A 13,049-nucleotide genomic window follows, 5' to 3' on the forward strand; every position below is an offset into this window, starting at 1 on the left:
GGACAATTGCGTGGTTGTTTGCATCTGATGGCGCGGCACTCTCCACAAGTGGAAGGGGCGCTGTTCATCACGCTTTGTCAAGTGACGGCTTATGTGGCAGGTTATCGACTGGCAGATTGCAGGAGCACGTTCGATGGAACAGCGCCGGTCATCGCAGACCTTCAAACGCAAGGAACTGGTCGGCAAGCTCAATCCTGTCGGTGTGCGCGCCTTCAAGGCTGCGGCCGACACAGCCAAACTGCGCGGCAATCCTTACGTCGAGCTCGTCCACTTCATCGAGCAACTGGTACTTTCCGACCGTTCGGATATGCAAATGATAATCGCCGATGCGGGCCTTGATGCGAGCCGGCTCACGGCCGATATGACCCGCGCCGTCGACAAGCTGCCTTACGGCGCAACGTCGATCGAGGAATTTTCCGACCATATCTTCCATGCCATCCAGGAAGCCTGGAACCTAGCCACGCTGGAGTTCAGCGTCGAGGAAGTCCGCAGCGCCCACATTCTCCTTGCCTGCCTGAAGACGCCGGTCCTGGAAGGCCTGCTGTCGAAGATCAGCGGCGAGTTTGACAAGATCGACGCCGCCGCGGTCATCGCACGGTTCGCCGTTGTCATGGAGGGCTCGCTCGAAGCCGGCGCCTCGACCACGGTCTCCACCGCAGAGGCGCCGCGGCGGCCTCCGGGTGGGGATTCGGCGCTGGCGAAATACGCCACCGACCTGACCCAGCGCGCCCGCGACGGTAAGATAGATCCGGTTGTCGGCCGCGATCCAGAGATCAGGCAGATCGTCGATATCCTGATGCGACGCCGGCAAAACAACCCGATCTTGACCGGTGAGGCCGGGGTCGGCAAGACCGCGGTCGTCGAGGGCTTTGCCTTGCGTATCGCTGCGGACGACGTGCCGCCGACACTGCAAGGGGTCAGTGTGCGCATGCTCGATGTCGGATTGATGCAGGCGGGTGCAAGCGTAAAGGGGGAGTTCGAAAAGCGGCTGAAGGCAGTCATCGATGAGGTGCAGTCTTCCGAAACGCCGGTCATCCTGTTCATCGATGAGGCTCACACCTTGATTGGCGCTGGCGGCGCGGCTGGAACAGGCGACGCGGCCAATCTGCTGAAGCCGGCGCTGGCGCGCGGCGAACTGCGCACGATCGCGGCAACGACCTGGGCCGAGTACAAGCAGCATATCGAGAAGGATCCGGCGCTGACCCGCCGTTTCCAGGTAGTCAAGATCGACGAGCCGTCCGAGGCGGTGGCCGTTCTCATGTTGCGCGGTATCGCCGGCGTTCTTGAACAGCACCACAAGGTGCAGATATTGGATGAGGCGATCGAGGCGGCGGTTGGTCTCTCGCATCGCTATATCCCGGCGCGGCAACTGCCTGACAAGGCGGTGAGCCTTCTCGACACCGCTTGCGCCCGTGTCGCCATATCGCAGCACGCCACGCCGGCGGAGGTCGAGGACATCATGCGCCGACGCCAGGCGCTGGAGGTCGAGCGCGGCATCATCGGTCGCGAGGCCGCGATCGGCATCGAGGTGAGCGACCGGCAGGCACGGGTCGACACCGGGTTAGCCGAAACCGAAGTCATGCTCGCCGCCGCACAGGAGCGTTGGGACGGGGAAAAGGCACTCGTTGCCGAAATACTCGAACTGCGCGCCAGGCTGCGTGGCGAAGGTGTGCCGCTCGATGCGGTGGAGACGCCGGAGACCAATAGGGAAACAGCAGGCACGGACTCGGTTGAGACTCCGCTGCCCAAGGTCGAAACGCCCAAGACCAAAACGGCCAAAATCAATGTGGAGGCACCGGCGGCTGCCAATGCCCCTCCACCCGATCCGGCCGCCGATCTCACCCGGTTGCGCGAACTGATGGTCGAACTGGCCGAGGCGCAAGGCGAGACGCCGCTGATCCTGCCGTCGGTCGACCGCAACGCCGTGGCGGCGGTCGTTCAGGACTGGACCGGCATCCCGACGGGGCGGATGCTGTCGAGCCAGACCGAAAAAGCGCTGCGGCTGGCCAGCACTCTGTCCGAACGCGTGGTCGGCCAGGATCACGCCATGGAGATGATTGCCAAGCGTGTGCAGACCAGCCGCGCCGGGCTCGGCGCGCCGGAGAAGCCGGTGGGCGTGTTCCTGCTCTGCGGCCCCTCGGGCGTTGGCAAGACCGAAACCGCATTGGCCTTGGCCGAGACGCTCTACGGCGGCGAGCAGAACCTGATCTCGATCAACATGTCCGAGTTCCAGGAGGCGCACACGGTCTCTACCTTGAAGGGGGCGCCGCCCGGATATGTCGGCTACGGCAAGGGCGGCATCCTGACCGAGGCGGTCCGCCGCAAACCCTATTCGGTGATCCTGCTCGACGAGGTCGAGAAGGCGCATCCTGACGTGCACGAAATCTTCTTCCAGGTCTTCGACAAGGGGATGATGGACGACAGCGAGGGCCGGCGCATCGATTTCAAGAACACGCTGATCCTGCTCACCTCGAATGTCGGCTCCGAAGTCATCATGGATCGGACCAGGAATGGCACGCTGCGGGCAGGGCTCGACGATCTGGACACCGCGCTGCGCAGCCCGTTGCTGAAGGTCTTCCCTGCGGCCTTTCTTGGCCGGGTGGTGACCATTCCTTACTATCCGCTTTCGGGTTCGATGATCGAAGCGATCACCCGTCACCAGTTTGCCAAGATCGCTCGCCGGCTGCGTGCGACCAACGACGCAGAATTGGTGATCGGCGATGGCGTCATGGACCTAGTCAAGGCCCGCTGCACCGAGATCGAATCCGGCGGGCGGATGATCGATGCCATCCTGACAAACACGCTGCTGCCGGAATTGAGCCGCGGCGTGCTGAACCGCTCGCTCGAGGGCGAAAGGATGACAAGGGTAACCGTCGGCGCCTCCAAGGAGGGCTTCACCTATTCCTTCGAGTAAGGAAAGTTGATGACGGTTTGCTTCGGCTTCTTCGTGCATAGGCAAGCTGAGCCGACTAGCCTGGGAGCGGCCGGTGGCGGTGAATTCGTATGACGCAATCGGTTAGAAGAATGACGGTATTCTTTTACCTGCCACGACACCGGATCTGCGAGTGGCTTTAGTCAAACACGCTGCGGCCGCTGTGGGCGAAGGCATCCAAGGGTCGCGGAGAAGGTGCTACAGATTGTGATACCTATTGTGATACAAATCGGACGTTGGAGCAGAAAAAACATAATAAAAACAATAGCTTGATCCGGGGATAGGTCCCAGCCAACGGTACCATAAATAGTCAGGTCATTTCAAAGACTTAAAGATTTCTAGCTTAGCCAAGCTGGCTTGAGTGTCAGTGCATTCTGTGGACGTGTACCATAGGGAGCTCGTCGAGCTATGCCTATGACGGTCGAACCTGCGACGTCGGCCGTCGTTTCGCTTGAGATCTTTGCGCAGCCAAAAATGCCGGCGTCCACAGGAGGCTAACGCTTGCGGAAACCGCAGGCCTGAGGCCGAGCGGCTATGGCCGGCAGGCCAAGTACCTTCTCGCCGGGAGCGGAATTGCTGGCCCGGTGGTGAGCGGATCTGGTTCTGACGCAAAAGCTGCGTTGCCCGCGGCCGGTGCCCCAATCCCTTTCTTGGCCAAGACGGATACTCCAGCGTTCAGCGGGCGTTGCGGCTCCATGCATACCGCCTCGTTTTCAGCAGCCCTGCATGAGGCGATCTCGAATCATCTCTGCAATCGGGATCGCCGAGGAGGCGGCGGGTGAAGGGGCGTTACAGACGTGCAGCATGCGGTCCGTTTGTGCGAACAGGAAATCATGGATGAGGGCACTGTCTTTGCGCACGGCTTGCGCGCGGATGCCTGCTTCGTGCGGGAGCAGGTCGGCGAGGCCGAGGCTCGGACAGTATTTCCGGCCAACAGCATCAGGCTGCAGCCGGGATATGTCTCAACCAGCCGCATGGCCGTCGCCAGGCCGACGATGCCGCCGCCGATAACGCAATAGTGGGGCACGCTTGCACAGTCGCCAGCCTTTGGCCGGCAGTTTCAAAACTCATTGTCCAGAGGGGCTTCCAGACCCGCGATCTGTCGCCGTCCTTGTCGGCAAGCAGTAGCTGACGATCAATCTCCTCGCGTGGTATCGACATTTCACGGCGGCCAGATATCGCTGCCCAGATCTCGCTGCCAGCGTGGACCGGATGTCGCCGCAGCATACCAAGAAGGACGGTGCTCTTTGACAATCTTCCCCTTCACCGAAGCCACCCCGATCCAGTTCCAGCAGCCCCTGCCGAAGACTTCGGACGTCGTGATCATCGGCGGCGGGGTCATTGGCGTGAGCACGGCACTGTTCCTGGCGCGACGGAACGTCTCGGTGACGCTGCTGGAAAAGGGCCGCATCGCCGCCGAGCAATCCTCGCGCAATTGGGGCTGGATCCGGCAGCAGGGCCGCGATGCCGACGAACTGCCGATCGTCATCGAAGCGCAGCGCCTCTGGCGGCAACTGGCGCAGGAATGTGGCGAGGACATAGGACTGAAGCAGACGGGCGTTACCTATCTTGCGCGGACAGACAAGGAGATGGCCGGTTTCGCGAAGTTTCTCGAGATTGCCCAGGCTCATGGCGTCGACACGCGTCTCCTCGACCAAGGTGAGTTGGCAAGCCTGATCCCGGCCATGTCGCGACCGTTCAAAGGCGCAATGATCACCCCATCGGACATGCGGGCGGAACCTTGGGTCGCGGTGCCCGCGCTTGCTCGCCTGGCGGCCCGCGAAGGTGTGACGATCATCGAGAATTGCGCGGCACGTATGCTCGACATCTCCGCGGGACGCATCAGTGGCGTCTGGACCGAGAAAGGGCGCATCGCGACCTCGAGCGTCGTCGTCGCCAGCGGCGCGTGGACGTCGCTCTTTCTGCGCGCCCACGGCATCTCGATTCCGCAGCTCAGCGTCAGGGCGACCGTCGCCGCGACAGCACCGATGCCGGAGATCCACGCCGGTGCCGCCGCGGATGAACGCATCGCTTTCCGGCGCAGGCAGGATGGCGGGTATACGCTCGCATCGGGAGGCAGCAGCCAACTCTACATAGGGCCGGACGCATTTCGCCATGCGGGCAAATATTTCAGCGCCCTGATGGCCAATCCCTTCGGCACGCGCTACCTGCCGGCCGCGCCGCGAGGATACCCGGATGGCTGGTCGACGCCGCGCAGATGGAACGCGGATGAAGAAAGCCCTTTCGAACGGATGCGGGTCCTCAATCCCGCTCCCGAGACGTCGGCGCTCCGCGCCATCGACCGCGGGTTCAGGGAGCTTTTCCCTCAGTTCACGACTGTACCGCTCAAGGCGAGCTGGGCGGGCATGATCGATGCGATGCCTGATGTCGTGCCCATCGTCGATCGCGCCGCTGCGATCCCGGGTCTCGTTATAGCGACCGGGATGAGCGGCCACGGCTTCGGCATCGGACCCGGCATCGGCCGTGTGTTGTCTGACCTCGTCCAAGGCAACGAGACCGGGCACAACCTCCACAGGTTCCGTCAATCCCGTTTCAGCGACGGCAGTCCGATCCGATTGGGGCCATCGCTGTAAGCGTTCCTGCCGCCCGCCAGCCCATCCGCTCTGGCCTTGAAGGACCGGACGAGGATCTCAGGTGCCGCATGCCCGGGCGTAGGCCTCGATGCTCCGCCGGACGTGACCGATCGCGATCTCCTCGACGTCGCAGGCCCGGTCAGCCCATGTGACTGCAGAAGGCAGGTGCTGGAGAAACAGCATCACCGGCACCTTGCGGCCGTTCAGCGTATCGAAGAGACGGTTGCAGGCGGCACGGGCTTGCGGGATCGCCCAATAATATCGGATGCGATCGGAATAGGAGTAGTGGCGCAGCGTCCGCTTGTCGGCATCGCTTCCATGATAGTGGCTTGCCCAATTCTTGGGGGTGCCTTGCATCAGCTCTTCCATTGCGTGGTAAAGCGGCCGCTCGCCATAGTCAGGCACCAGGTCGGAAGCGATCAGGTCGAGCGCGTACAGCGCCTCGCGCAGCTTGAAGGTCAGCTCGGGTCCGACCTTGAGGACGGCGAAGCCGTCCTCGACGAGTTCACGCAACGGCCTCTCACCCTGATAGTCCGTCGAATGGGCTTCGAAAATGAGCGACGGCAATCTGTCGAGGGTTGCCGCCAGGTCGCGGGCCTTTGCCCGATCGTAGAAAATCACATTCTGGTTGCCGAACTCCACGCCCGGCTGCACCACAAGCCCGATGACGCGGGAAAATGCGCTTTCAAGCCCGGCTGTGTGGAATGCTTGGGCGTGAATGGCATGTGTCTGGCGAGCGGCCTCCGGACTGGTCGGGGTGATCGCATCCAATGTGTGATCGGCGCCACCGGGCGGCGGCACCTCCGTCCCGATGATGTAGACCGGGCTTGCCCCGCCGCTCTGCGCTGCCGCCTGCTCCGCGACGCCCGCCAGCCTGGCCGCGCGCCCGGCCACCGTGTGGTCGTCTAGCGTCGCCGGTTCACCCGCGCAGCCCATCGAAGCATCGAGGTGGATCTTGCGGAAGCCGGCGCGGACATAGGCATCGACCATCGTCCCGGCCTGCGCCATCGCCTCCTCGGCGGGCCGGTCTTTCCAGGGATTAGGGCCGAGATGATCCCCGCCAAGCACGATCAGCTCTTCCGGGCACTGCTCGACTGCCGCGAGCGCTTCCACCATCGCCGCGAAATCGGCCGGCGTCATGCCCGTATAACCACCCAGATGATTGACCTGATTACACGTCGCCTCGATCAGGACGGTGGTGCCGGTTTCCCGGCCATGGCGCAGTGCGGCTTTCAGCACCAGCGGGTGCGCCGAACACACCGAGGTCACCCCGATTTTCTTGCCTTCCCTGTGCAGGGCCGGCACATCTTCGATCGCCACACGCATCAATTTCTTCTCGCCGTTCTTGCCATGAAATCTTCCAGCTCGGCCCGCGTGCCGGCTCCCTCCATGGGGCCGAGGCGTGTGACGTTGCGCGCGCCTGCCGCGTTGGCGAATTCGAGCGCCGTCTGCAGCGCCATGCCCAGCCGCCGCCATGCGAAATACGCTCCGCCGAAACAGTCGCCGGCCCCGGTGGGGTCCGTTTCCTCGACGATCAGGCCGGGGCAATCGGCGCGGGCTCCGGTGCTTTGACGGGCTGACGCGCCATGTTCGCCGCGCTTCACAGCGATCTCCTTGACCCCTCGTCTGAACAGCGCCTCGATCGCGCGTTCCTCGCCGTCCATGCCGGCGGCCAGGAACAATTCGTTGCCCGACGGCAGCAGCAGGTCCGCTTCGTCCACCAGACCGGCGAATTTCTCCTCGGTCTGGCCGTGCGCCAGCAATTCCTTGCGCAGGTTCGGATCGAGCGACATCGTGCCGCCGCGTGCCTTGATCAGCGGGATCGCGCGTTCGGTGATCGCCCAGGCTGCGGGACTTGCGAACACCGTTCCCATGACATGGATATGCCCGCAACGCGCGATCAGCGCCTCGACCTGCGGGGTCCATTCCAATCGAGCGGCGGCGGATTTGGCGATGTTGTAGACGAAATCGCGGCTTCCGTCCGCGCGGTAGCGAACAAAGGCGCTGCCCGTCGGATAATCCGGGGAAACAGCGATGGCGGAAGTGTCTACGCCGTCCCGCTTCAGGCGCTCCACGTTGACGACGCCGAAATCGTCGTCGCCGACCACGCCCACCATCGCGGCCGCTCCGCCCATACGTGCGCATTGATCGATGAAGATGGCGGGCGCGCCGCTCGGAAAGGGGCCAATGAGGCCGATAGGTTCCCGGAAGCCGGTGCCTGTCTGCCTCGCGACGATCTCTACCAGGATTTCTCCAATCGTCACGGTTGGCCCGAGCGAGTCCGCTGCAAGCGTTTGGGGGAGGTCGTTCATCAAGCGTCCAATCCTGGGTGTGATGTCGTTTGCGGTTTCACGACGCCGAGGCGCAAGGGGGATTCCTACCGGTCGATGTGAATCGATCAGTTGCCATCACGCTACGATCCTGAATGCATGGTCAAGCGCACACCTGGAAGGTAACGACGCGCAAACCCTCAGCCGGGAAACAGATCCAGGATCGACGACAGACGGTTGGTGCTGAGATCGACGTCGCCGAGCAGGCCGCCGCTGGGGAGATAGCCAACCACGAACAGACCGGCGGCTCGTGCTGCCTTAGTGCCGGTGCGGCTGTCTTCCACGGCCACCACCGACCCTGGAGCTACGGCGAGCTGCCGGCAGGCCTCGCGATAGGGCGTGGGGTCGGGCTTGCCGGCCGACACGTCGTCGAGGCTGATTGTGAGACTCATATGGTCGAGCACGCCGAGCGCATCGAGATTGGCATTGACGACTTGCCGGCCGGAATTCGAGACGCAGACCTGCGGGACGCCGCGGTCAGCCAGGGTCCGAATCGTCTCGACCGCCTCGGGGATCGGGACGGCGTTCGCCCGGTTCGCGACGTAGTGGGCATTGATAGCGGCGAGCCACTCCGCCTGGTCGAGCCCGACTGGGAGACGCGGACGCAGCATTGTCCAGACGTCGCCCATATGGATGCCGCGAAAGGCTTGGTCGGGCAGGTCGTCAAGATCGACGTTCCAGTTGCGGCAGCCGGCGAGGAGGGATTGATGATGCAACGGCTCGCTGTCGATCAGCGTTCCGTCGATGTCCCAGGCGACGGCGCGATACATCACGATGACGATCCCGCTCTGGTCGCGCCAGGAGCCGACAGGCGCGCATAAAGATCGCGATAGCGGCGATAGCCGTCGCGGTAGATATCAGCCTTGCGCGGGTCGGGGTCGAGCCGGTCGGCGAAGCTGACGAAACCGGAAACGCCCGACCAGTCGTCGGTCAGGCCGACGCCAATCGCCGCCGTCCAGGCAGCGCCGATGCAAGAGCCGGGGTGCCCCGTCAGTCGTTGGACCGGCTTTTGCAAGACATCCGCGACAATCTGCATCCAGACCTTGCTGCTCGAGCCGCCGTCGGAGGCGAGATAGCGCTCGGTCCGGTGACCCATGTCGTTGAGCACCTCGACATGATGCGCGATGGCAAAGGCATAGGCCTCGAGCAAAGCGCGCCAGACATGGCCGATATCGTGCGACAGCGTCAGCCCATCGATCACGCCACGAGCCGCTGGATCATGAATCGGCGTCTTCTCACCGAGGAAGTAGGGCAGGATGGTGAGGCCATCGGCACCGGCGGGACGCTCTGCCGCCAGCGCATCGAGCCGCTGGTGTACCGAAATACCTTCGGCCTGTGCCGTGGCCATCTCGCCGCCGGCGAAATTGCGTACGAACCAGTTGAGGCCCGAGCCGCCGGTCGACATGCAGCCATTGGGCATGAACAGGCCCGGCACCAGGTGGTAATCGAGATACATGCGCGGATCGGGCTTGATCTGATCGGTGGCGATCAGGATATCGACCGAGCCCCCGAATTTCAGGAGGACATCGCCTGCTTTGGCGACTCCGGCGCCGAGCGCGGAGGCGATCATGTCGGCCGCACCGCCGACGACAGGTGTTCCCGCCATCAGGCCGATCTCATCCGCGGCCTTCGCCGAGACGGAACCGAGGATCTCATGCGAGGCGATCTTTCGTGGCACGGCCGAGCGCGGTATGTGCGCGAGCGCCACCAGATCGTCGTCGATCCGGTGCGTCGAAACGTCGACGAAGCCGGCCTCCAGCGCCCAGTTCTGCTCGACCGCACGTTCGCCGGTGAGGCGCCAGTTGATATAGTCATAGGAGCCGAAAACGGTGGCGATGCGGCTGAACACCTCCGGCTCGTGACGCTCTATCCAGCGCAGCTTTGCGGTGACGAGCTGTTGGTTGATGCCGTTGCCGGCCTTGGCGATGAAAGCCGCCTCATCGCATTCGGTCCGCAGTTCGGCCACTTCGGCGCCACAGCGGCCGTCGCTCTGCTGAATGCTTGGCCGCAGCACTTCGCCCTGGTCGTCCAGGAGAACGACCGCCGGCAGCATGCCGGTGGTGCCGACCGCCACGATCTCCTCGGCCTTGATGCCGCTGGTCCTGAGCAACTCCTGCACGATGTCGCGGACATTGATCCACCATTGCGCGGGATCTTCCTCGGCCCAGCCCGCATGCTCGGAATGCAGCGTGACGGGGCGCGAGGCGAGGCCCAGCACCTGATCGGGAAGCCGGATCAGAATGCCGATCGTCGAGGTGGTGCCGATATCGAGACCGAGAACGAACGCCATGTCGAATCCATTGAAATGCCGGGAAGGGCAGGCGGGCGAACCTGTCTGCCTCGTTGTGTCCCACTGCTCGATACCAGTCGATCATTCCGGACGCCGGCCCGCAACGATCGATATGATCACCGCGAGCCGGCGGTGGCCGGCATCGCCGTGGAAGCCGTCCTCAGCGCAAGGTGGCGACAACGTCCATGAAGCGCTTGACCCGATCGCCGTCGACGGCGTTCCAGGTATTGCCATCGATCTTGAAATGGGTGCCGATCACGACGCCGCTCGCCAGCGAAAGGACATCGCGGACATTGTCGATGTTCACGCCGGTGTTGGCGAAGACCGGCACGTCCTTGATCGTCTCGCAGACGCTGCGCAGGTGGGACTGGTCGGCCGGCTGGCCAGTGATCGGACCGGAAACGAGGATGGCGTCGGCCATCGACGAGAACACCGCGCTCTTGGCGCGCAATTCAATAGGACGCTGGTCGAGCGAGTGTGCGAACTCTGCATTGATGTTGAAGAGAAGCTTCATGTCGTCGCGGCCAAGATTGTGCCGCAGGCGCGAGGCGGCGGCGCAATCGGGCTCCCACAAGCCCATGTCGGAAGCGAACAGGCCGGTGAAGATCTCGCGCACGAAACGGGCTCCGGTGGCAGCCCCGATCGCGACGCTGGCGGTCGGATCCCAGAGATAATTGACGCCAAACGGCACTTTCAGTTCGGGCTTCACCGCCTGGACGATCGCAGTCATGGCGGCAATGCCTTCGGGCGGCGCCTTGAAGACATAGGGGCGGTCGTTCTCGTTGCCGAACATGATGGCATCGACGCCGCCGCTCTGCAGCTTGCGGATGTCGGAGAGCACGCCATCGATCAGCTTGTCGAGGCCGCCATCGGCATCATAGAGGGGCGTTCCCGGCAGGGCACCGATGTGGGCCATCGAGATGACAGCCTTCTTCTTGTCGCCGAAAAATTCAAATACCATCGAGTCGTCTCCTTGGGGATAAAGTGAGAATGTTGCGCCTCAGTCGCGCGTCAGTGGCGGCGCGATGCGCAGGTCGACCTTGGCCGCGGCGAGCGCCGCGGCGATCTTGGCCGGCGGCTCGGCATCGGTGATGAGGATATCGATGTCCGATAGTGGCGCTATCCGCACCAGCGACATGCGCAGGAATTTGGCGGAATCGCAGAGCACGATCTTGGTGCCTGAGCGTCTCAGATAGGCGCGCTTCATATCGGTATCATCGAAGGAATAGTCGAAAAGGCCGTCCGCCGTGATGCCGGAGACGCCGATCACGGCGACGTCGAACCACAGCGCCTCGAACTGAGCGATGGCCGCGGGTCCGCCGGTCGACATCTCGTCGGCTCGTACGCGGCCGCCGGCAACATAGACTTCGGGCATACCGCCGTTCAGCGCCGCCGCGATCCTGAGGCTGTTGGTGAACACCTTGGCGTGCGGAAGGTCCTTGAGGTGCTCGGCCATCAGATAGGTGGTGGTGCCGACATCCAATGCGATCGTGCGGTATCCCGAAACCAAGGCGGCCGCGGCGGCGGCAATCGCGGCCTTCGGGTCACGGCGCTGGCGCAAGCGCGAATCGAAACTCGGCTCCTCACTGTCCATGGCGACCAGCGGCGGGTTATCGGCCTCGATCGCGCCGCCATGGATTCGCACCAGCCTGCCCTCGCGTTCCAGTTCGACGAGATCGCGGCGGATCGTCATGTCGGAAACGGCGAGTTCGGCCGCTGCCGCGGCGACGGTGAGCGACCCCGTCCGGCGCAGGAAAGCGAGGATGCGGGCTTGTCGATCGTGCGCGAGAAGGCGCTGACGATCGGCATCGCGCGGTGCGCCATGCGTGGATGTCTCAGGAGCGGCGGTGTCGTCTGCCATCGATGTATCCGGTGGGTAAGCCGCTGACGAAGCGGTCTGCAGTTTTGACTCTATCGCATGATCAAACATTTTCAAACAAAAATATGTTTGCAGTGTTCGAATTTATTGGTATGCATCTCCATATCAACAGAACGCATTCCGTCACAAAGCAGAGAGAATACGACCATGCCGGCTGTCTCCGTCATTCCTCCAGTGCTTGCCGAACTCGCGGGCAAGCGTGCCTTCGTGACGGGCGGCGGCGCGGGGATCGGTCGCGCGATCGCGACCGCCCTGACGCGGCAGGGCGTCGCCGTGGCGATCGGTGATCTGGATCCCGACGCGGCACGCAAGGCGGCTGAGGAAATTGGCGGCGATGCCGCCGCCGTCACGGTCGATGTTCGCCGCCGCGATTCCGTCGAGACGGCCTTTGCCACTGTGCTGGAAGCGCTAGGCGGCTGCGACATCCTGATCGCCAATGCCGGCGTGTCCACCATGCAGCATGCGCTGGACCTGACCGACGAGGAGTGGGACTTCAACTTCTCCGTCAATGCACGTGGTGTATTCCTGGCAAATCAGATCGCTGGACGGCATTTTGTCAAGCAGGGCACGGGCTGTATCGTCAACACCGCCTCGCTTGCGGCGAAGGTCGGTGCGCCGCTCCTGGCGCATTATTCGGCGTCCAAGTTCGCCGTGCTCGGCTGGACGCAGGCCTTTGCCCGCGAGCTCGCGCCCAAAGGGATACGCGTCAATGCCGTCTGCCCGGGGTTCGTCAAGACCGGCATGCAATCGCGAGAAGTCGAGTGGGAGGCGCATCTGCGGCAAGTCACGCCCGAACGGGTGGTCGCCGACTATATCGCGCAGACGCCGCTCGGCCGGCTCGAGCTGCCGGAGGATGTCGCCGACGTCGTCGTCTTCCTCTGTTCGGATCAAGCCCGCTTCATGACTGGCCAGGGGGTCAACGTGACCGGCGGCGTCTACATGACCTGACGGCTTTTGGCGGCTGTAACCGGATCCTGATGCTGGCACGCGCCATCCAAAAAAAGTGAACACATATGATCAGAAG

General features: G+C 63.4%; 9 protein-coding genes and 1 pseudogene. 3 read left to right on the top strand and 7 right to left on the bottom strand.

From position 1 onward, the window contains the following. Window positions 1–133: 133 nt before the first annotated feature. Complete coding sequence (tssH, locus tag NKI99_RS04855) at window positions 134–2,914, top strand: type VI secretion system ATPase TssH (protein WP_352440776.1); 2,781 nt, start codon at window positions 134–136, stop codon at window positions 2,912–2,914. A 731-nt stretch (window positions 2,915–3,645) separates the two neighbouring features. Here tssH and NKI99_RS04860 read toward each other — a convergent pair. Further along, window positions 3,646–3,861, bottom strand: a pseudogene (locus NKI99_RS04860) (L-2-hydroxyglutarate oxidase); the annotation flags it as partial. 318 nt (window positions 3,862–4,179) lie between these two features. On the opposite strand from NKI99_RS04860, the gene NKI99_RS04865 reads away from it, so the two are divergent. Beyond that, window positions 4,180–5,526 (top strand): NAD(P)/FAD-dependent oxidoreductase, encoded by a 1,347-nt coding sequence (locus tag NKI99_RS04865; RefSeq protein WP_352610104.1) that lies wholly within the window; start codon window positions 4,180–4,182, stop codon window positions 5,524–5,526. A 57-nt stretch (window positions 5,527–5,583) separates the two neighbouring features. Here the strand turns inward: NKI99_RS04865 and NKI99_RS04870 are convergent, their stop codons facing one another. From NKI99_RS04870 to NKI99_RS04895, 6 genes are all read right to left on the bottom strand, one after another. After that, complete coding sequence (locus tag NKI99_RS04870) at window positions 5,584–6,852, bottom strand: D-tagatose-bisphosphate aldolase, class II, non-catalytic subunit (RefSeq protein ID WP_352609943.1); 1,269 nt, start codon at window positions 6,850–6,852, stop codon at window positions 5,584–5,586. Further along, window positions 6,852–7,838, bottom strand: a complete 987-nt coding sequence (locus NKI99_RS04875; protein ID WP_352610105.1) for a tagatose kinase — start codon at window positions 7,836–7,838, stop codon at window positions 6,852–6,854. Before NKI99_RS04875 ends, NKI99_RS04870 begins: the two co-directional genes overlap by 1 nt. A gap of 158 nt (window positions 7,839–7,996) precedes the next feature. Beyond that, on the bottom strand, window positions 7,997–8,626 hold the full coding sequence (locus NKI99_RS04880; protein ID WP_292336009.1) for an HAD family hydrolase: 630 nt from the start codon (window positions 8,624–8,626) through the stop codon (window positions 7,997–7,999). After that, window positions 8,626–10,146: an FGGY-family carbohydrate kinase gene (locus NKI99_RS04885; protein ID WP_352609944.1), complete on the bottom strand. Its 1,521-nt coding sequence runs from the start codon at window positions 10,144–10,146 to the stop codon at window positions 8,626–8,628. The genes NKI99_RS04880 and NKI99_RS04885 overlap by 1 nt, the downstream gene beginning before the upstream one ends. Window positions 10,147–10,306: 160 nt before the next feature. Beyond that, window positions 10,307–11,107, bottom strand: a complete 801-nt coding sequence (locus tag NKI99_RS04890) for a BtpA/SgcQ family protein (RefSeq protein WP_023809131.1) — start codon at window positions 11,105–11,107, stop codon at window positions 10,307–10,309. Between the two features lie 39 nt (window positions 11,108–11,146). Next, window positions 11,147–12,007: a DeoR/GlpR family DNA-binding transcription regulator gene (locus tag NKI99_RS04895; protein WP_352609946.1), complete on the bottom strand. Its 861-nt coding sequence runs from the start codon at window positions 12,005–12,007 to the stop codon at window positions 11,147–11,149. A gap of 165 nt (window positions 12,008–12,172) precedes the next feature. Between NKI99_RS04895 and NKI99_RS04900 the strand changes: the two genes are divergently transcribed. Beyond that, complete coding sequence (locus NKI99_RS04900) at window positions 12,173–12,973, top strand: SDR family NAD(P)-dependent oxidoreductase (RefSeq protein ID WP_352610107.1); 801 nt, start codon at window positions 12,173–12,175, stop codon at window positions 12,971–12,973. Window positions 12,974–13,049 lie beyond the last annotated feature (76 nt).

Source organism: Mesorhizobium sp. M0239 (genome assembly GCF_040321815.1).
Classification (GTDB): domain Bacteria; phylum Pseudomonadota; class Alphaproteobacteria; order Rhizobiales; family Rhizobiaceae; genus Mesorhizobium.